A 20,167-nucleotide genomic window follows, 5' to 3' on the forward strand; every position below is an offset into this window, starting at 1 on the left:
TTCCCGCCCAGTCGCACGAAAACTGTGACCGGTTCCCCGAATTTGCACCGTTGGCGCTGAACACAGGGATCAACAGGGGACCGTCGGATGCACACGCACCTCGCCAATGGCCGGGGATGGGGGTTATTGACCCTCGCACTCCTCGCTTCATCCATCACAGCACCGGCCTGGGCCGCCTGCAACGCCACGCCCCACGCCCGCATCGACCCCGGCACCCAGACCGTGCCCGAGCGCACCGGGGGCGTGCCCACGGTGGTCACGCTCAACGGCAGCGGTTCGACCCCCAACAACAACGACGTCGTGGTCGGCTGGCAATACCTGGGGAGCACCCCGGCCGGGCTGTCGGTCACGCTGAACAACCCCGCCTCGCGGACCCCGACCTTCTCCGCGCCCGACGTCGGCGTCGGCGGCGCGGCCCTGCGGTTCAAGTTGAACGTGACCTGCAACGGCACCGATTCGCTCGAGACCGTCGTCAACGTCACCGACGTCTTCACCAACTCGCCGCCCACCGCGTCGGCCTTCATCTCGCCGGTCAACCCGACCGAAGGCCAGCTCGTCACGCTCGATGGGTCGGCCTCGTTCGACCCCGATCCGGGCCAGACCCTCAGCTACGCGTGGACGCAGATCTCCGGCACGCCGACGGTCACGCTCACCAACGCCAGCGGCAACGGTTCGATCAAGACCTTCATCGCGCCCAACGTGCCGACCACGCGCACGCTCGGCTTCCGCCTCACGGTGTCGGACGGAACGTTGTCCGGCATCGCCGATCGCACCGTCAGCATCGTCTGGACGAACGATCCCCCGCTCGCGGCGCTCACCTGCCCCGCCGGCGGCGTGCGCGTGGTGGACGAAGGCCAGTCGGTCACCTTCGACGCCAGCGGATCGAGCGATTCCGAAGGCGCGATCGCCGCGTATGCGTGGGCGCAGAACATCGGCCTGCCGAACCTCGGCATCGGTTCCCTCACCACACCCTCGATCACGTTCACCGCGCCGCAGCTGGGCCTCAATCAACTCGGCGCCATGACCATCACCGCGACGGTGACGGACAACAGCGGCGTCTCGGCATCGGCGGCGTGCGGTTTGTTCATCAACGACAAGACCGCGCCCGTGCTCATGGTGCCGAACGACAAGGTCGAAGAAGCGACTTCGTCGGCCGGCGCCCAGGTGTTCTACACGGCGACGAAACAGGATGCGGTCGAAGACGCGCTGCCCGTGCCGATCGGATGCGCGCCGCCGTCCGGCAACGTCTTCGCGCTGGATGCGAGCACGACCGTCGCATGCGATGCCGTCGACGCCGCGGGCAACGCGTCGCACGCGAGCTTCAAGATCTCGGTGGTCGACACGACCGCACCGACGCTCACCGTGCCCGGCGACACGATGGTCGAAGCCACCGGTCCGGACGGTGCGATCGGCACCTACGTCGCCACCACGTCCGACAGCGTCGACGGTCCGGACAATGCGACGTGCATACCGCCGTCCGGCAGCGTCTTCCCGCTGGGCGACACGCTGGTGACCTGTTCGGCGAGCGATGCGCACCACAACGCCGCGGTCGACAAAACGTTCACCTTCAGCGTCGAAGACACGACGGCGCCGAACGTCGTCGTGCCCGACACGATCACCCGCGAAGCGACGTCGCCGCAGGGCGCGGCCGCGACATTCGCGGTGTCGGCGAGCGATCTCGTCGACGGCGACCTGACGCCCGTCTGCAAACTCGGCGGCAACGTGGTTGCCTCCGGCGGGATCTTCCCGCTGGGCACGAACCATGTGTCGTGCGCCGCCACCGACACCGCCGGCAACACCGGCAGTGCCGCCTTCGACATCGTGGTGCGCGACACCACGCCGCCGGTGCTCACGCTTCCCGATGACCGCATCGAAGAAGCGACCACGGCCGCGGGCGCACACGTGACATTCACCGCGACGGCGAGCGACATCGTCAGCGGGAATGTCCCGGTCGTGTGCACGCCGGCGTCGGGCGCACAGTTCGCGCTGGGCGACACGACGGTGCATTGCACCGCCACCGATGGCGCGAGCAACACCGCGAGCGGCGACTTCAACGTTCGCGTGCAGGACACCACGCCGCCGGCGCTTACGTTGCCGGATGCCTTCGACGTCGAAGCGACCGCGCCGACCGGCGCAGCCGTGAACTTCCTCGCCTCCGCCAGCGACCTGGTGAGCGGCAACGTGCCGGTGACGTGCACGCCAACCTCGGGCACGACGCTCGCACTCGGCCCGCATACCGTCTCGTGCAGCGCAACGGACGACGCAGGCAACACGGGCAGCGGCAGCTTCGTCGCCACGGTGGTCGATACGACGCCGCCGACCGTCGACGTTCCCGACGACATCGTCAGTGAAGCCACCTCCGCCGCGGGGGCGTCGGTGACCTTCGCGACCAGCGCGAGCGACCTGGTCAGCGGCAATCTGCCGACCACATGCGTGCCGGCCTCGGGGACGACGTTCGCACTGGGCGCCAAGACGGTGTCCTGCAGCGCCACCGATGGCGCGGGCAACACCGGGACCGCGACGTTCCAGGTCACGGTCGTCGACACGACGCCGCCGCAGTTGACCGTGCCGGCGAACATCGTCGCCGAAGCGACCTCGCCCTCCGGTGCCACCGTGCACTTCACGCCGAGCGCGACCGACCTGGTCGATGCGAGCGTCGCGATCGCCTGCACGCCGGCCTCCGGCGCCACGTTCGGACTGGGTATCACCACCGTGTCGTGCAGCGCGACGGACGATGCCGGCAACAGCAGCGGCGGATCGTTCACGGTCACCGTGCGCGACACGACGGCGCCGAACCTCCACCTGCCAGTCGACTTCACGCGCGAAGCGACCTCCGCCGCCGGCGCGGTCGCGACATATGTCGCAACTGCCGATGACATCGTCGACACGAGCGTCGCCGCCGCGTGTCTGCCGGTGTCGGGCAGCACGTTCGCGCTGGGTTGGAACACGGTGTCGTGCAGCGCGACCGACGATGCAGGCAATACGTCCACCGGGTCGTTCAAGATCCGCATCGTCGATACCACCGCGCCGACGATCGCCGCGCACGCCGACGTCGACGCCACCGCGCAGTCGCATTCGACGGCGGCGGTGACGTATGTGAACCCGAGCGCCACCGACCTGGTCGATGGCAACGTCGCAACCACATGCGTGCTGGCGTCGGGTTCGAGCTTCGCGGCCGGCACGACCACCGTGACCTGCACCGCGACCGATGCCGCCGGCAACAGCCGACAGAGCACCTTCAAGGTCAACGTGCGCTACGCCTTCAACGGCTTCTTCCGGCCGATCGACAACCTGCCCATCGTCAACAGCGTCAATGCAGGCCAGGCGATCCCGGTGAAGTTCTCGCTGGGCGGCGACCAGGGCCTGTCGATCTTCACGGCCGGTTGGCCGAAGGTCGCGGTCATGAGCTGCCAGGCCAACAGCGTGCAGGATGTCGTGGAGGAAACGGTGACCGCGGGCAACAGCAGCCTGTCGTATTCGTCGGACGGCCAGTACAACTACGTCTGGAAAACCGACAAGGCGTGGGCGAACTCGTGCCGGCAGTTGCAGTTGAAGTTCTCCGACGGCACCACGCAGGTGGCGAACTTCATCTTCAAGAAGTAACGCGCCTTCGCCGCAATGCAGAAGGGCCCGCGTTTCGCGGGCCCTTCTCGTTTCAGCCGACCCACTTCCGCGCGTTGCGGAAGATCCGCATCCACGGGCTGTCGTCGGGCCAGTCGCGCGGCGCCCAGCTGTAGTTCGCGCTGCGCAGCGTGCGTTCCGGATGCGGCATCAGGATGGTCACGCGGCCGTCGGCGGTCGTCAGGCCCGCGATGGCATCCGGAGAACCGTTCGGATTCGCGGGATACAGCGTCGCCGGCTTGCCGTCGCCATGCACGTAGCGCAGGGCGACGAGCGCTCGCTTCGCATCCGCCTCGTCGACGAAGGCCGCGCGGCCTTCGCCGTGCGCCACCGCCACCGGGATGCGCGCGCCCGCCATGTCGTGCAGGAAGACCGACGGCGAGTCGAACACTTCGAGCAAGGCCAGGCGCGCTTCGTACTGCTCGCTGCGATTGCGCAGGAAGCGCGGCCAATGTTCGGCGCCGGGGATGATCGGCTTGAGCTGCGCGAGCATCTGGCACCCGTTGCACACGCCGAGCGCGAAGCTGTCCGCGCGTTCGAAGAAGCGCGCGAACTGCTCGCGCATCTCCGGACGTTCGAGCACCGAGGTCGCCCAGCCGCGGCCCGCGCCGAGCACGTCGCCGTAGCTGAAGCCGCCGCAGGCCACGAAGCCCTTGAAGTCCGCCAGCGTCGCGCGGCCGGCGATGAGGTCGCTCATGTGCACGTCGACGGCGGTGAAGCCGGCGCGGTCGAAACCGTAGGCCGTTTCGATCTGGCTGTTGACGCCCTGCTCGCGCAGGATCGCCACGCGCGGGCGCGCACCGGTGTTGATGTAGGGCGCGGCGATGTCGTCGGACGCATCGAAGCTCAGGCGCGGCTGCAGGCCGGGCGCGTCGAAACGGCGCGCGGTCGCCTGCTCTTCATCGGCGCATTCGGGGTTGTCGCGCAGGCGCTGCATCGCGTGCGTCACCGACCACCATGCGTCGAACAAGGCCTCCCAGCGCCATTCGGTCAGCACCGCGCCTTCGCGCAGCACGCGGATCGCGGGCGCCGTGGTCGGGCGCGCGATGCGTTGCGCGCAATCGATCAGGCCATGGCGCGCGACGAGGTCGGCGAACTCCGCGCGATCCTCCGCGCGAATCTGCACCAGCGCGCCGAGTTCTTCGTTGAACAGCGTGCGAAACGGATCCTCGCCCCAGTTGTCGAGCGAGATGTCCAGGCCCAGGTGCGAAGCGAACGCCATTTCGCACAGCGCCGCGAACGCGCCGCCGTCGGAACGATCGTGGTACGCCTGCGCAAGACCGGCCTGGCGCGCATCGCGGATCAATTCGAAGAACGCGCGCAAACGCTGCGGATCATCGAGGTCTGGCACGGGGCCGGCGAATGCAGGCAAGGCCGCGGCCGCGCCGACACCGGAGGCCGGATGCGTTTGCGCGAGGATCGAACCGCCCAGGCGCTGCTTACCGCCGCCCAGGCCGATCAGCCACACCTCGGTGTCGGCTTCGCGCACGAGCAGCGGCGTGAGCTGCTGGCGCACGTCGTCGACGGGCGCGAACGCGGAGATGATCAGCGAAACGGGCGACACCGACTTCTGCGCAATGCCGTCGGCCGTCCACTGCGCTTGCATCGACAGCGAGTCCTTGCCGACCGGGATGCTCAGGTCGAGCTCGGGCGCCAGTTCCATGCCGACCGCGCGCACGGCGTCGAACAACTTCGCGTCCTCGCCCGGGTGGCCGGCGGCGGCCATCCAGTTGGCGGAAAGTTTGATGCGATCCAGCGACGCAACGGGCGCCGCGCACAGGTTGGTGATCGCCTCGCCCACGGCCATGCGCGCGGCGGCAGCGGCATCGAGCAGGGCCAGCGGCGTGCGTTCGCCGACGGCCATCGCTTCGCCGCCGAAGCCGGCGTAATCGGCGAGCGTGATCGCGCAATCGGCCACCGGCATCTGCCACGGGCCGACCATCTGGTCGCGCGCGGTGAGCCCGCCGACGGTGCGATCGCCGATGGTGATCAGGAATTGCTTGGACGCCACCGTCGGATGCGCGAGCACGCGCAGGCCGGCGTCGTTGAGGTCCAGGGCTTGCGTCGAAAGTTCCGGCCAGCGCGGTGCGGGCGGCGTCGCGGTGTTGCGATGCATCTTCGGCGCCTTGCCGAACAGCACGTCCATCGGCAGGTCGATCGCGCGATCGTCGGGCAGGTGTTCCGGCGTGGCGCCGTGCGCGACAACGAGGCGTTCTTCGGCCGTCGCGAAACCCACGACCGCGAACGGGCACCGCTCGCGCAGGCACAGCGCGGCGAATTCCGCGATGCGATCGGGCGCGATGCCGAGCACGTAACGTTCCTGCGATTCGTTGCACCACAACTGCATCGGCGACAGCGTCGGATCGTCGGTGGGGATGCGATCCAGGTCGATCACGCCGCCCACGCCCGAGTCGTGCAGCAGTTCGGGGATCGCGTTGGACAGACCGCCCGCGCCCACGTCGTGCACCGACTGGATCGGATTGTCGTCACCGAGTGCGACGCAACGATCGAGCACTTCCTGCGCGCGACGTTCCATCTCCGGGTTATCGCGCTGCACGGAAGCGAAATCGAGTTCTTCGGCGCTTTCGCCCGAGGCCACCGAACTCGCGGCGCCGCCACCCAGGCCGATCAACATCGCCGGACCGCCGAGCACGATCACCGCATCGCCCGGCGAGAGCAGGCGCTTGGCGACCATGTCGCGATCCATCGCACCCAGGCCACCGGCCAGCATGATCGGCTTGTCGTAGGCGCGGACCAGGCCGTCGCCTTCGCTCAGTTCGAAGCTGCGGAAATAACCGTTGAGGTTCGGACGGCCGAACTCATTGTTGAACGCCGCCGCGCCCAGCGGGCCGTCGGTCATGATTTCCAGCGCCGGCGCCATGCGCGGGTTCAGCGCGCGCGGCGCTTCCCACGGTTGCGGCAGCGTCGGGATGCGCAAATGCGAGACCGAGAAACCGGCGAGGCCCGCCTTCGGGCGGCCGCCGCGGCCGGTGGCGCCTTCGTCGCGGATTTCACCGCCCGCGCCGGTGGAGGCGCCGGGGAAGGGCGAGATCGCGGTGGGGTGGTTGTGCGTTTCGACCTTGATGCAGAACGCGCCGGGCTGCCCGGGTTCGCTGCGGTATTCGTGCGTCTGCGGGTCGGGGCGGAAGCGCGAAACAGACTCGGCGCCTTCCATCACCGCCGCGTTGTCGCTGTACGCCGACAGCGTGTGCTTCGGCGTGCGCGCGTGCGTGTTCTTGATCATCTTGAACAACGAGGCGGCCTGCCCGTTGATCGCCATCTCGCGCCCGTCGATGGTCCACGTGGCGTTGAAGATCTTGTGGCGGCAGTGCTCGGAGTTGGCCTGCGCGAACATCATCAGCTCGACGTCGTGCGGGTCGCGCGCCAGTTCGCCGTAACGATCGCGCAGGTAGTCGATCTCGTCCTGCGCCAGCGCCAGGCCGAGGCGCGCGTTCGCGGCATCGAGCGTCGAGACGGGCACCACTTCCAGTGCCGCGCGCTCGGGCGTTGCGAACATCGCCGCGCCCGCGTTGCGGTCGGCGACGAGCGATTGCGTCATCGGATCGTGCAGCAGGCGCGCGAGCGCCGATTGCGTGGCGGCATCGTCGGGCCAGCCGGTGATGTCCAGGCGCAGGCCGCGTTCGACGCGCTTGATCGGCAGGTTGGCGCCGTGCAGCAACTCGGTCGCCTTGCTCGCCCAGGGCGAGATCGTGCCCAGGCGCGGCAGCACGTAGCGCGACACCGCACCGTCGGCGCTTGGCGCCTGCGTGTCGCCGGCTTCGAGGATGCGATGCAGGGCGTCGCGGTCGACGCGGGCCTCCGCGTTCGCCGGCTCGACCCAATACGTGAACCAGGCGCCGGCGATGCGCAGCGCGGGAGCAAGCGCCTGCAGGCGCGCTTGGAGCCGTTCGGTTCGGAACGGCGAAAGGGCCGGCAGGCCCTCGAGGACGATCATCTGGGACGGGACCGTGGGAACGGGCCCGGCATTCTAACCGGTCAGCGGCTCCCGGCCCCGCCCCGGCCGCTCGCCGGCTCGGTCGCGGTCGACTTCCCGACCGGCTTGCCGGCCGCCAGCTGGTCGAGCGCGGCGCGCAGCTTTTCCGGCGGGAGGTAGCCGCCGAGCGCCGTACCGTCGGCCGCGAGGATCATCGGCGTGCCGGTCAGCCCCGCGCGGCGGCCCAGGTCGTACTCCATCGTCACCGGGTTCTTGCAGTCCACGGCCTTGATCGGACGGTCGTTCTTGGCGTCGGTCAGGGCCCGGCGCCGGTCGGGCGCGCACCAGACCGAGACCATCTTGCGGAAGTCGGCGCTGCCCAGGCCCATGCGCGGGAAGGCCAGGTACTCCACCGCGATGCCCTGGCGGTTGATTTCGGCGATCTCGCTGTGGAACTTGCGGCAGAACCCGCATTCGACGTCGGTGAAGACGCTCACCGTGTACTTGGGGTTGGGCGGGGAGAAGACGATGCGGTCGGCCCGTGGGACGGTGGCCATCAGCTTGCGGCGCACGGCGTTGAGCGGGGCGTCGCCCACGTTGGTGTCGGTCTGGGTGTCGAACACCTGCCCCTGCATGAAGTACTTGCCGTCGTCGCTGACGTAGACGACCTGGCCGCCGACCACCAACTGGCGGAAGCCGGGGAAAGGCGCGGCGCCGATCCATTCGATCGTCACCTGGTCGTTGATGCGGCGGATCGCGTCGCGCGCCCGCGCTTCGGGCGTGCCCGCACGGATGAAGGGTTCGATGGCGTTGGGCGCCTTGGTCGCCTTGGCGCCCGGCTTGGCGGCCACGGCCGGCGGGCCGTCCTGCGCACAGGCGGACAGGCTGAGGGCGACGCAAAGCAGGCCGGCGGCGAAACGCATCATCGAACGATCCAGAGGGGAGGCGGCCGGATCATGGCACGGCCACGCTGAAGGTCGCGTACCACTGGTCACGGATCGGCCCACGCCGGGCGCATTCACCCGCGCGGATGGTGTTTGGCGTGCAGTTTCTGCAAATGTTCGCGCGCCACCAGGGTGTAGATCTGTGTCGTGGAGAGCGAGCTGTGGCCGAGCAGGAGCTGCAGCGCGCGCAGGTCCGCGCCCCGGTTGAGCAGGTGCGTGGCGAAACTGTGGCGCAGCCCGTGGGGGCTGATGCGGCGCGGGTCGATGCCCGCGGCGGCGGCGTAGTGCTTCACCAGCACCCAGAATTTCTGGCGGGTCGGGGCTTCGCCGCTGTGTTCGAGGAACAGGGACGCGAGCGAGCGCTTGCCCGCGATCTTCGGCCGCGCATCGGTGAGATAGCGCTGCAACCAGTGCTGCGCTTCTTCGCCCAGCGGCACCATGCGTTCCTTGCTGCCCTTGCCCATCACGCGCAGCACGCCCTGCCGGAGGTTGAGCGCGGTCGAAGGCAGGTTGCACAATTCGCTCACGCGCAGACCGCAGGCGTACATCAATTCGAACATCGCGCGATCGCGCAGGCCAATCGGGTCGTCGATGTCCGGCGCATCGAGCAGGGCGTCGATGTCGGTTTCCGACAGGGCTTTCGGTAGCGAGCGCGGCAGCCGCGGCGGATCGATCAGCGCGGTGGGATCGTCCTCGCGCACTTGCCTGCGCACGCAGTGGTTGTAGAACGCGCGCAGTGTGGACAGCAGGCGCGAATTGCTGCGCGGCGAGTAGCCGGCGTGGGTGCGCAGCGCGAAGTAATCGAACAGGTCCGCGCGATCGGCGCCTGCAAGTCCGCCGCCCTGCCCTTCTCGCCAGCGTGCGTAGCCTTCCAGGTCGCGGCGATACGTCTCCAGCGTGGCCTGCGCCACGCCCGATTCGGCCCACAGCGCATCGAGGAATTCGGCGATCGCGCGTTCGTCCGCATCGGGCACGGGGCCACGGTGCATGGCGAGTGTGCGGCGTTCGGAAGGGGAGGAGGGCATGGGTTTGAGCTTAGCCGACTTACTCTGAGAGCGAGGAATCATTGGCGCGCCGCCCGAACGTTGTGCGTTCCAAATTTTTTTGGGAAAAAAATTTGAAACGCACAACGCTGGGGCATCACCTTGCGGGTCGCTTCGATCAGGGGCTTTTCGCCCGAGCATTTGCTTGGGGGTGCGAAGCAAGCTTCGCACTCGCCGATCATTGAGAGCGCCGCGCACCTGCTTCACCCATCAGATCGCCGCGAAGGCGCCGAAGCCCGAGAGAGGACATCGCGGTTGCGAGGACCAGCACCCACGCGACTCGCGATGTCCTCGACGGGCGAGGCGCCGGCCCGTCTGGTGTGCTGGCTGTAGGCGCGCAGCAACCAGACCGCGACGCCCCCATTCCCCACAGTGGTGTCGCGCAACCCGACGCCGGGTGCGCGGTGGTCGTCGCGTTGGAGGGCCTCATTGCGGAGCGTGAGCTCTTGCGGAGCAATGAGGCCCTCCAATGCGGCGGCGCGCCGCGCCAATCTGGTGGAGCCGACCCCACAGCCACCGGTATCCTTCAACGAATGCAAACATCAACAAACCCAGCCGACAAACCCAAAGCCCTGGTCTTCTGGCGCCTGTTCGCCCTGCTGTACGACGCATTCCCCGTGATCGCGGTCTGGTTCATCGCGTCGCTGTGCTTCACCCTCGCCTACACCTACCTGGGCCACCACGACACCCACCAGAACATCGCCCCCTTCAGCCCCCTGCAATGGCTGCTGTGGCTCGTGTGCTGGACGATCGCCGGCCTCTACGCCGTCCTGAGCTGGCGACGCGGCGGACAGACACTCGGCATGCGCCCCTGGCGCCTGCGCGTCGTCGCGGCCGACGGCGGCAAACCCACGTGGCGCGCACTGTGGGTGCGTTACGCGGTGGGCTCGGCGTCCCTGCTCCTCGCCGGAATCGGATTCTGGTGGGCGTGGATCGACCGCGACCGCCTCACCTGGCACGACCGCGCGAGCGATACGCGCATGCGGCGCGAAGCCAAACGTGCCGGTTGATCAACCGCTGCGACGGCGGAACAACACCATCGACACCCCGAACATCACCGCCAACGGCAGGAACATCGCGACACGCACATCGAAATGGAACGCCTGGGCGAGATTGCCGAACAGCGTCTGCAACATCCAGAAGCCCAGCGCGAACACGATGCCGATGAACAAGCGCTTGCCCATGCCGCCGCTGCGCAGCGAACCGAACGCGAACGGCACCGCCGCCAGGCACAAGGCCAGCACGTTGATCGGATAGAACCAGCGGCCCCAGTAGATTTCTTCGAACTCGCCGGCCGCCAGCCCGTTCCGCTTGAAGTAATCGATGCTCTGCGCGAGTTCGCGCGAGGGCAGGAAGCGCGGGCGCGTGACGCTGGCGGCCAACGCGGCGTCGTCGAGCTGCGTCTTCCAACGCTCGATGGGGATGGTCTTCTGCTCCACCGAACGCGCGTTGAAGGTCGTGCGCGTGACATTGCGCAGGATCCAGCCACTCGGGCGATGCTCGGCGATCGCAGCCTGCGCGATGGAGGCCAGGCGGCCTTCGTCGTCGAACTGATAGAGATTGACGTTGTTCAACTCGAGCCACTGGTCGCCCTTGGCGCTGCGCTGCTGGCCCGTGAGCGCGTTGAAGAACACGTCGCCCTCGCGTGCCCACACACCGGCATATTGGGCGAGGATCGCGTTGTTCGAACGCGCCTGCGCCTTGAGCTGGTCGGCCTTGCGCTGGCTCCAGGGCGTGAGCGTTTCGCCGTTCACCACCATCAGCAGCGTGAGCACGGCCAGTGCGAGCGCGACCGCGCCACTCAAACGACGGCGCGACAGGCCCAGCGCGCGCAGCGCGGTGAGCTCGGAACTCGCGGCGAGTTGCCCCAGGCCCATCAGCGTGCCGACGACCGCCGCGGTCGGGAACAGCGTGTACGCACGGCGCGGCGCGGTATAGGCGACGTAGGTCAGCGCTTCGACGAAGCCGTACTGGCCCTGGCCGATGTCCTTGACCTCGCTGAGCAGCAGCGACTGCACGAGGTCCAGCCCCGTCACGATCGCCCAGGTCATGAGCACCGAGCCCAGGACGACGCGGCCGATGTAGACGTCGTGCACCTTCGGGAACGGCTTCATGCGCCGCTCCCCGCGCGCGGACGGCGCATGCGGCCATCGCGCAGATACAGCCACGTCGCGAACGCGAGCAGCGGCAACAACAACCACCACAGGCCCAGCGGCACGGGCACGCGGCCATCGGCGATCCACTGCTGGCCCAGCACGATGCTGAACATGCCGACCAGGTAACCGAGGAAGGCGATCATGATGCTGCCGTAGCGCGCCTGGCGCGGGGCGCTGCGCGCGAGCGGCACGGCGATCAGCGCGAAGGCGAGCGTGAGCAGCGGCGGCGCGATGCGCCAATGCAACTGCGCGGCGGCGCCGGGGCGCGGATCGGTCAGCAGCTCGGTGGTCGGCGCCAGTTCCGGATCGTCCTTCGCGCGCCGGGCTTCGGTGTCGGGCAGGCGCAGTTCGTTGCTGGCGTAGCGCATCAGGCGATAGTCGCGGCCGATGGCGGAGGGGCCTTCGACGCGGAAGCCGTCGTCGAGCTTGAGATAACGCGTGCCGTCGGCATCGACCGTGAGCGTGCCGGTCATCGAGGTGCTGACGTCGATCCGGTCGCCCGAGATCCGGTGCACGAACATGCGCGAGAAGCGCCGCCCGTCCGGCGACATGCCACCCACATAGATGACGCCGCCATTGTTGGGCAGCGCGATGAAGCGGCCCGGCTCCAGGCCCGTGAGCACCAGGTTGCGGTTGGCGTCCCAGATCATCTGCTCGCCCAGGCGCAGCGCCGCGGGCCCGAGCCACAGCGAACACAGGCCCACGATCGCCACCGCGGGGCCGACGACCAGCAACAGGGGCTTGAGGAGCCGCCTGGGGCCCACGCCCACCGAGGCCAGCACCGGCATTTCCGAATCCCGGTACAGCCGGCCCATCGCCAGCAGGATGCCCAGCATCAGCGCCAGGGGCAGCAGGATCGGCAGGAACGTGATGATGCGCAGGCCCAGCTGCGAGAGCATCAGGCCGGCGGGAACGCGCCCGCGGGCGATCTCGCTGAGCAGGTCGGCGAACACGCCCCCGAGGCTGATCAGGCCCAGGACCACGAAAGCCGCCATGACGGACTGGGCCAATTCGCGCGAGAGATAGCGGTCCAGCTTCGGCATCGGGCCTCGTTGCTCTAGAATTCCGCCTTCGTTCGCCGGAAGTCCGGCCGCGCGGCATGAAACGCCGGGCGATTGTACGGAAACCGACGCGACCCCGAAGTCGCGGGCGACCTTCTCACCCCCCGGAACGTTGCGATGTCCCTCGAATTCACCCTCAATTCCGCGGCCGTTGCCGGCGTCGCGACCGATTGCGTCGTCGTCGGCGCATTTGCCGACGGCAGCCTCTCGCCCGCCGCGCAGGCCATCGATGCCGCCAGCGGCGGCCGAATCGCCGCGCTCATCACCCGTGGCGACGCGAGCGGCAAGACCGGCCGCACCGCGCTGCTGCACGACCTGTCGGGCGTGGCCGCGCCGCGCGTGCTCGTCATCGGCCTGGGCGAACGCGACAAGTTCGGCACCGCCCAATACCTCAAGGCCGTCGGCGACGCCGCGCGAGCGCTGCGCACCGGCCCGGCCGCCTCGGCCTTGTTCACGCTGACCGAAATCGCCGTGAAGGACCGCGACGCTGCCTGGAACATCCGCCAGGCCGTCGTCGCCGCCGCGCACGCCTGCTATCGCTACACCGCCACGCTCGGCGCGAAGAACAAGAAGCGCGAAGAGACGGGCCTGAAGGCGATGGCCATTGCAGGCGACGACGCGCAGGCGCTCGCGCAGGGCAAGGCGATCGCCGCGGGCGTCGCGTTCTCGCGCGAACTGGGCAACCTGCCGCCCAACATCTGCAACCCGGCCTACCTTGCGCAGCAGGCGCAGGAATTCACCGCGCGCTTCCCGCAGGCCGAGTGCGACGTGCTCGACCGCGATGCGATGGATGCGCTCGGCATGGGCTCGCTGCTCGCGGTGGCGCGCGGTTCGGCCAACCCGCCGCGCATGGTCGTCATGAAGTGGAACAACGGCGGTGCCGCCAAACCTTATGTGCTCGTGGGCAAGGGCATCACCTTCGATACCGGCGGCATCAACCTGAAGGTCCAGGGCGGCATCGAGGAAATGAAGTACGACATGTGCGGCGCCGCGACGGTGATGGGCACCTTCGTCGCCGCGGTCGGCATGCAGTTGCCGATCAACCTGGTCGTCATCGTGCCGGCGGTGGAAAACATGCCCGACGGCGACAGCTATCGCCCGTCGGATGTCATCACCTCGATGTCGGGCAAGACCATCGAAGTCGGCAACACCGACGCCGAAGGCCGCCTGATCCTGTGCGACGCGCTCACCTACGCGCAACGCTTCGAACCGCAGGCGCTCGTCGACGTGGCCACGCTCACCGGCGCGTGCGTCGTGGCGCTGGGCAAGTACGCCAGCGGCCTGATGAGCAAGCACGACGATCTTTCGAACGAACTGCTCGCCGCCGGCGAAACCACCTTCGACCGCGCATGGCGCCTGCCGCTGTGGGACGAATACCAGTCGCTGCTCGAGTCCAGCTTCGCCGACGTCTACAACATCGGCGGCCGCTGGGCCGGCGCGATCACCGCCGGTTGCTTCCTCGCGCGCTTCGCCGAAGGCCAGCGCTGGGCGCACCTGGACATCGCGGGCGTGGCGAACGACGAAGGCAAGCGCGGCATGGCCACGGGTCGTCCGGTCGGCCTGCTGTCGCAGTGGTTGCTGGACCGCGCGGCCTGACGTGCCACGCGCCGATTTCTACCTGATCGCGAAGCCGCGGTTCCGCGATGAACCGCTGCGGCTGGTATGCGAGCTCGCACGCAAGGCGCACGATGCGGGGATCTGGACCCTGATCCTCGCACGCGATGCCGAGCAGGCCGAGACGCTCGATGATCTGTTGTGGGACATGGGCGACGATGCCTACATCCCGCACCAGATCGCAGGCCAGGACGACGACGAGGACGAAGCCGCGGTGTTGATCGCGCCGCCCGACGTCGACGCGGGCCTGCGGCCGATCGTGATCAACCTGCGCGACGGCGCGGTGGACGGCGCCGTCGAACGCGTCCTGGAAGTGGTGCCCGCCGACGAAAGCGCACGCGGCCCGTTGCGCGAACGCTGGAAGCAGTACGCCGCGCGCGGCTTCGATGTAACCAAGCACGACATGTGACCCGATGAGCGACGCCCTCGCCCCCAGCTACGACCCGTCTTCCTTCGAATCCCGCCTGTACACGGCGTGGGAAAGCGCCGGCACGTTCAAGCCGCGCGGCACCGGGGAGCCCTACGTGGTCCTGTTGCCGCCGCCGAACGTCACCGGCACGCTGCACATGGGCCACGCGTTCCAGCACACGCTGCAGGACGCGCTGGTGCGCTATCACCGCATGCGCGGGTTCGACACGCTGTGGCAGATGGGCACCGACCACGCCGGCATCGCGACCGAAATGGTGGTCGCGCGCAACCTCGCGCGCGATGGCCTGACGCGCGACGGCCTCGGCCGCGCGGGTTTCATCGACAAGGTATGGGAGTGGCGCGAACAAAGCGGCCACACGATCGAACGCCAGATGCGCCGCCTGGGCACCTCGGGCGATTGGTCGCGCAGCGTGTTCACGATGGATCCGATGAATGCCGAAGCGGTCATCGAATCCTTCGTGCGCTTGCATGAAGACCGTTTGATCTATCGCGGCCAGCGCCTGGTCAACTGGGATCCGGTGCTGAAGACCGCGATCTCCGACCTGGAGGTCGTCAACGAAGAAGAAGACGGCCACCTGTGGTCGATCGCCTATCCGTTGAGCGACGGCAGCGGCATCCTCACCGTTGCCACGACGCGCCCCGAAACGATGCTGGGCGATACCGCGGTGATGGTGCATCCCGACGACGAGCGCTACGCGCCGCTGATCGGCAAGACGGTGAAGCTGCCGCTGACCGATCGCGAGATCCCGATCATCGCCGACGCGTATGTCGATCGCGAATTCGGCACGGGCGTGGTCAAGGTCACGCCGGCGCACGACTTCAACGATTACCTGGTCGGCCAGCGCCATGCGCTGCCGCTGATCAACATCTTCACCCCGGACGCGGTCACCAACGGCAACGTGCCGGAGAAGTATCGCGACCTGGATCGTTACATCGCGCGCAAGCAGGTGCTCGCCGATCTGGAAGCGCTCGGCCTGCTCGTCGAAACCAAGCCGCACAAGCTGCAGGTGCCGCGCGGCGACCGCACCGGCCAGGTGATCGAGCCGTATCTCACGGACCAGTGGTTCGTGAAGATGGATGGGCTCGCCAAGCGCGGCCTCGAGCTGTGCGAAAGCGGCGAAGTGAAGTTCGTCCCGCCGAACTGGATCAACACCTATCGCCACTGGATGGAGAACATCCAGGACTGGTGCATCAGCCGCCAGCTCTGGTGGGGCCATCGCATTCCGGCGTGGTACGACGCAAACGGCAAGATCTACGTCGGCCGCAACGAAGACGAAGTGCGCGCGAAGCATGCGCTGGGCGCCGATGTCGCGTTGTCGCAGGACAACGACGTCCTGGAAACCTGGTTCTCCTCGCAGTTGTGGCCGATCAGCACGATGGGCTGGCCCGACGAAGCGAAGATGGGCGAGCTCGGGTTCGATCGCTACGTGCCGTCGTCGGTGCTCGTCACCGGTTTCGACATCATCTTCTTCTGGGTCGCGCGCATGATCATGGCGACCGATCACCTGACGGGGCGCGTGCCCTTCCGCGACGTCTACATCACCGGCCTGGTCCGCGATAAAGATGGCCAGAAGATGTCGAAGTCGAAGGGCAACATCCTCGACCCGCTCGACATCATCGACGGCATCGCGCTCGATGCGCTGATCGCCAAGCGCACGACCGGCCTGATGCAACCGAAGATGGCCGAGAAGATCGAGAAGGTCACGCGCAAGGAATTCCCCGACGGCATCGCCGCGCATGGCGCGGATCCGTTGCGCTTCACCATGTGCGCCCTCGCCGGTCCCGGCCGCGACATCAAGTTCGACCTCGGCCGCGCCGAGGGCTACAAGAATTTCTGCAACAAGTTGTGGAATGTCACGCGGCTGACGCTGATGAAGACCGAGGGCAAGGTGTTCGCCGGCAAGCCGACGCCTGCGACGGACGCCGAGAAGTGGATCCTCGCGCGTCTGGAAAACGCATCGACGAATGCGGCGGCGCACTTCGCCGCGTATCGCTTCGACTTGCTGGCGCAGGCGCTGTACGAATTCACCTGGAACGAGTTCTGCGACTGGTTCGCCGAACTCGCCAAGCCGGCACTCGAAGGCACGGACGAAGGCGTCGCCGATAGCACGCGCCACACGATGCTGTACGTCCTCGAGTCGCTGCTGCGGCTGTTGCATCCGCTGGTGCCCTTCGTGACCGAGGCGCTGTGGCGCACCGTCGCACCGCGCCTGTCGATCGACGCACCGACGATTTCGTTGCAGCCCTACCCGCAGCCCGGCGAAAACGCCGGGGATTTCACCGCCGCCGAAGCCGACATCGAATGGCTCCAGGCGATGGTCAGCGCATTGCGCCGCATCCGCAGCGAGCTCGGCGTTTCTCCGACCAGGCAAATCTCGTTGCTCGTGCAGGGCGGCGGCGAAGCCGAGTGCAAGCGATTGGGCCGCTTCGATTCGCAGTTGCGCTTCCTCAACCGAATCGAATCCATCGACGTGCTGCAAGGCGAGCCGCCGGCCGCGGCCGCGGGCCTGGTCGGCGAGATGCGCCTGTTCGTCCCGCTCGAAGGACTCGTCGACCTTTCGGCAGAACGCACGCGGCTGGACAAGGAACTCAAGCGTGTCGAAGCTGAGTTGGTGAAGTCGACCAACAAGCTCGCCAGCGAAACCTTCGTGCAGAACGCGCCGGCGGCGGTCGTCGAACAGGAGCGCCAGCGCCTGGCCGACTGGACCGCGCAACGCGATGCGCTGGCCGCGCAACGGGCGCGATTGGGTTGACGATGCGGCTATCGCAGTACGCGACCAGTCGCGACAACAACTTCAACCTGGTCCGCTTCATCGCGGCCTTCGCCGTGCTGTGGAGCCACAGCTACGCGATCGTGATCAGCCCGGCCTTCGAGCCGTGGGTGCAGTGGCTCGGCTACACGCCGGGCGGTGTCGCGGTCGACGTGTTCTTCGTCACCAGCGGCTTCCTCGTCACCGCGAGCCTGCTGCGCCTGGACAACTTCAAGGCCTTCGTGCGCGCGCGTGCGCTGCGCATCTTCCCCGCGCTGCTGGTGATGTCGGTGCTGCTCGCGCTGGTGATGGGGCCGTTCATCACCACGTTGCCGCTGGGCGAGTACTTCAGCGATTCGACCGTGTGGAAATTCATCTGGAAGAACACGACGGTCCTCACCGGCCTGAAGTTCAGCCTGCCGGGCGTGTTCGAATCCAACCAGATGCGGGTCGTCAACGGTTCGTTGTGGACCCTGCCCTTCGAACTACGCTGCTACCTCACGCTCGCCCTGGTGTGGTGGGTGGCGGGCTGGTTCAAATCGGACAAGGTGCGCACCTTCACGCGCATCGTGGTCGTGGGCACGGCGTTGATGCTGGTCGCGTTCTGGATCGCGCACGCGCACGCCTACAAGCACTGGCACACCTTCCGCCTGTTCTTCTTTTTCTTCTGCGGCGCGGGCATGTGGATCTTCCGCGACCGCATTCCGATGACCTGGAAGCTGTTCGTGCCCGCTTGCGTGCTGCTGGTCGCGGGCATCGTGCAGCCGAAGGCGTTCTTCTGGCTCTATCCGCTCACCGCGCCCTACATCGTGATGTGGGTGGCCTACGTGCCGGGCGGTTGGTTGCGCCACTTCAACAAGCTCGGCGACTACTCCTACGGCATCTACATCTACGCCTTCCCGATGCAGCAGTTGCTGGTGTCGACCGTGCCGGGCATCACGCCCGTGCAGATGATCCTGGCCTCGGGCGCGATCACGATCACGCTGGCCGTGCTGTCGTGGCACCTCGTCGAAAAGCCGGCGCTGGCGCGGAAGAAACTCAGCGCTTGACCGGCTTGACCGGCTTGACCGGCGCCGGATGCGCCATGTCGTACTTCTGCCCTTCCACCAGCGTCCAGCCGACCAGGTCCTGCACGGTGGCCGTCAGCGCGGCTTCGAATGCGCGCGAGACATCGCCGATCTTCGTCGATGCCGCCGGCACGTGTTGCTTGAGCATGCGCGTGGCGATGACGGTGTTGCTGCGATTGGCGATGAGCTTGGCGACGATTTCCACTTCCGCGCTCGGCGTCGCGCCGCCCGCGTAGTCGGACTGGAAGTTGCGGATGTCGAGCAACAGTTCGTAGTCGCCGGTGACGCCGCTGCCGCGGCGCGCGACGCTCCCGATGCGTCCGCTGTCTTCGAAAGCACGCAGCACCGCGTCCTGCACGAGGTCGGGTGCGGGCTCGGCCCAGATCGCGCCGTGGTAGACCTGCAGTTCGCCATCGGCCGGACGCACCACGATGCGCGGGGAATCCAGCAGTTCCGACGCGTGCGGACGCGGGATCTGCAGCGCCCACTGTACCTGCGGCCACGACGCGTCCGGCTGCACCGTCGCCTCGGGCGCGTAGAGCGCGATGGATTCCTTTTTCCCAACGATGGTGCTGCAGCCGGCGAGCGTGGCCAGCACGGCGGTGGCGACCACCAGGCGAATGCGCGTACTCATTCGGGCACGAACTCCTTGGGTTGCTGGCGGCCGAGCACGTAGCCCGCCGGGTTGGCGTCGAGGCGGCTGGCGACGCGGCGCAGGTCGCGCACCAGGCCGCGCAATTCGGTCATGGCCGGCCCGAGTTGCTGGAGGCCATTGGCGAGCGGCGCGCGGTTGTCGGCAATCACGCCGTTGGCATTGGTCGCCACGGATTCGAATTGCGCGAGCGTGCGATCGAGTTTGTCGATGATCGGGGGCAACTGGCGAACCACGTCGCGATCCAGGCGTTCGACCGCGCCGTTGGTGGTGTTCAAGGTCACCTTCAACTGCTCGCTGGCCTGGCGTGCATTGACGATCAGCGCGCCGATGTCCTGGCGCTGCGCGGCGACCGAATCGGTGAGCGCTTCGATGTTAGCGAGTGAATCGGAAATGCGGCGCACGTTCTCGTCGCTGAGCAACACGTCCATGCGCGCGACCAGGCGGTTCGCGGTATCGGCGATGTTCTGCAGCGCGGAAGGCTCGGTGGCGATGGTCGGCAGCACGTCGCTGTCGTTGGACACCAGCAGCGGTGCGTTGGGGCTGCCGCCGCTGAGCTGGATGAAGGTCGGGCCGGTGAGGCCGTCCTGCGAGATCTTGGCGTGCGTGTCGGTCTTGATCGGCGTGTTGGTGTTGATGCGCACCGTGGCGATCACCTTGCGCGGATCGTTGGGCGCCAGGCGCAGCGCGTCGATCGTGCCGACGGTGATGCCGTTGTAGCGCACGCTGCCGCCTTCGAACAAACCGGTGACCGCCTCGTTGAAGACGATGCTGTATTTGTTCCATTCGCGTTCGGAGGACCAGTTGGCGGCCCACAGGGCGAACAGCAGGCCGAAGATGCTGACCGCCAGCGTGAAGGCGCCGATCAGGACGTAGTTGGCCTTGGTTTCCATGGT

13 protein-coding genes are annotated in these 20,167 nt (G+C 67.7%); 6 read left to right on the forward strand and 7 right to left on the reverse strand.

The genetic code is table 11. The annotated features are described in order from the left end of the window. Positions 1–126 precede the first annotated feature (126 nt). Positions 127–3,603: an HYR domain-containing protein gene (locus AC1DOM_RS12280; RefSeq protein WP_498963675.1), complete on the forward strand. Its 3,477-nt coding sequence runs from the start codon at positions 127–129 to the stop codon at positions 3,601–3,603. 52 nt (positions 3,604–3,655) lie between these two features. Here AC1DOM_RS12280 and purL read toward each other — a convergent pair whose 3' ends face one another. The 3 genes from purL to xerD all read right to left on the reverse strand — a co-directional run bounded on the left by purL (position 3,656) and on the right by xerD (position 9,566). After that, entirely contained in the window at positions 3,656–7,576 is a 3,921-nt protein-coding gene (gene purL, locus AC1DOM_RS12285) for a phosphoribosylformylglycinamidine synthase (RefSeq protein WP_498963677.1), read from the reverse strand. Positions 7,577–7,617: 41 nt separating this feature from the next. Beyond that, positions 7,618–8,481: a thioredoxin fold domain-containing protein gene (locus tag AC1DOM_RS12290; RefSeq protein ID WP_498963679.1), complete on the reverse strand. Its 864-nt coding sequence runs from the start codon at positions 8,479–8,481 to the stop codon at positions 7,618–7,620. A 92-nt stretch (positions 8,482–8,573) separates the two neighbouring features. After that, positions 8,574–9,566, reverse strand: coding sequence for a site-specific tyrosine recombinase XerD (gene xerD, locus AC1DOM_RS12295; protein ID WP_498963681.1), 993 nt, complete (start codon positions 9,564–9,566; stop codon positions 8,574–8,576). 509 nt (positions 9,567–10,075) lie between these two features. On the opposite strand from xerD, the gene AC1DOM_RS12300 reads away from it, so the two are divergent. Further along, on the forward strand, positions 10,076–10,552 hold the full coding sequence (locus tag AC1DOM_RS12300; RefSeq protein ID WP_498963683.1) for an RDD family protein: 477 nt from the start codon (positions 10,076–10,078) through the stop codon (positions 10,550–10,552). On the opposite strand, the gene lptG is transcribed toward AC1DOM_RS12300, so the two are convergent. Continuing rightward, positions 10,553–11,656, reverse strand: a complete 1,104-nt coding sequence (gene lptG / locus AC1DOM_RS12305; protein WP_498963685.1) for an LPS export ABC transporter permease LptG — start codon at positions 11,654–11,656, stop codon at positions 10,553–10,555. Continuing rightward, on the reverse strand, positions 11,653–12,741 hold the full coding sequence (lptF, locus tag AC1DOM_RS12310) for an LPS export ABC transporter permease LptF (protein WP_498963687.1): 1,089 nt from the start codon (positions 12,739–12,741) through the stop codon (positions 11,653–11,655). Before lptF ends, lptG begins: the two co-directional genes overlap by 4 nt. 135 nt (positions 12,742–12,876) lie before the next feature. Here lptF and AC1DOM_RS12315 point away from each other — a divergent pair, with 135 nt between their 5' ends. The 4 genes from AC1DOM_RS12315 to AC1DOM_RS12330 are packed head-to-tail and all read left to right on the forward strand — an operon-like array spanning position 12,877 to position 18,601. Further along, complete coding sequence (locus AC1DOM_RS12315) at positions 12,877–14,355, forward strand: leucyl aminopeptidase (RefSeq protein WP_498963689.1); 1,479 nt, start codon at positions 12,877–12,879, stop codon at positions 14,353–14,355. A gap of 1 nt (position 14,356) precedes the next feature. Further along, on the forward strand, positions 14,357–14,782 hold the full coding sequence (locus tag AC1DOM_RS12320) for a DNA polymerase III subunit chi (RefSeq protein ID WP_498963691.1): 426 nt from the start codon (positions 14,357–14,359) through the stop codon (positions 14,780–14,782). Positions 14,783–14,786: 4 nt separating this feature from the next. After that, on the forward strand, positions 14,787–17,555 hold the full coding sequence (locus AC1DOM_RS12325; RefSeq protein WP_498963693.1) for a valine--tRNA ligase: 2,769 nt from the start codon (positions 14,787–14,789) through the stop codon (positions 17,553–17,555). A 2-nt stretch (positions 17,556–17,557) separates the two neighbouring features. Continuing rightward, positions 17,558–18,601: an acyltransferase family protein gene (locus AC1DOM_RS12330; protein WP_498963695.1), complete on the forward strand. Its 1,044-nt coding sequence runs from the start codon at positions 17,558–17,560 to the stop codon at positions 18,599–18,601. Here the strand turns inward: AC1DOM_RS12330 and AC1DOM_RS12335 are convergent. Next, positions 18,591–19,253 (reverse strand): ABC-type transport auxiliary lipoprotein family protein, encoded by a 663-nt coding sequence (locus tag AC1DOM_RS12335; protein ID WP_498963697.1) that lies wholly within the window; start codon positions 19,251–19,253, stop codon positions 18,591–18,593. The two genes, AC1DOM_RS12330 and AC1DOM_RS12335, sit on opposite strands and share 11 nt — an antisense overlap. Continuing rightward, entirely contained in the window at positions 19,250–20,164 is a 915-nt protein-coding gene (locus AC1DOM_RS12340; RefSeq protein WP_498963700.1) for an MlaD family protein, read from the reverse strand. The genes AC1DOM_RS12335 and AC1DOM_RS12340 overlap by 4 nt, the downstream gene beginning before the upstream one ends. Positions 20,165–20,167: the final 3 nt, after the last annotated feature.

Source organism: Lysobacter sp. P5_B12, from assembly GCF_056400425.1.

Coding starts and splice junctions, on each gene's coding strand:
- purL (WP_498963677.1), bottom strand. CDS start 7,576: ATGATCGTCCTCGAGGGCCTGCCGGCCCTTTCGCCGTTCCGAACCGAA.
- AC1DOM_RS12290 (WP_498963679.1), bottom strand. CDS start 8,481: ATGATGCGTTTCGCCGCCGGCCTGCTTTGCGTCGCCCTCAGCCTGTCC.
- xerD (WP_498963681.1), bottom strand. CDS start 9,566: ATGATTCCTCGCTCTCAGAGTAAGTCGGCTAAGCTCAAACCCATGCCC.
- AC1DOM_RS12300 (WP_498963683.1), top strand. CDS start 10,076: ATGCAAACATCAACAAACCCAGCCGACAAACCCAAAGCCCTGGTCTTC.
- lptG (WP_498963685.1), bottom strand. CDS start 11,656: ATGAAGCCGTTCCCGAAGGTGCACGACGTCTACATCGGCCGCGTCGTC.
- lptF (WP_498963687.1), bottom strand. CDS start 12,741: ATGCCGAAGCTGGACCGCTATCTCTCGCGCGAATTGGCCCAGTCCGTC.
- AC1DOM_RS12315 (WP_498963689.1), top strand. CDS start 12,877: ATGTCCCTCGAATTCACCCTCAATTCCGCGGCCGTTGCCGGCGTCGCG.
- AC1DOM_RS12325 (WP_498963693.1), top strand. CDS start 14,787: ATGAGCGACGCCCTCGCCCCCAGCTACGACCCGTCTTCCTTCGAATCC.
- AC1DOM_RS12330 (WP_498963695.1), top strand. CDS start 17,558: ATGCGGCTATCGCAGTACGCGACCAGTCGCGACAACAACTTCAACCTG.
- AC1DOM_RS12335 (WP_498963697.1), bottom strand. CDS start 19,253: ATGAGTACGCGCATTCGCCTGGTGGTCGCCACCGCCGTGCTGGCCACG.
- AC1DOM_RS12340 (WP_498963700.1), bottom strand. CDS start 20,164: ATGGAAACCAAGGCCAACTACGTCCTGATCGGCGCCTTCACGCTGGCG.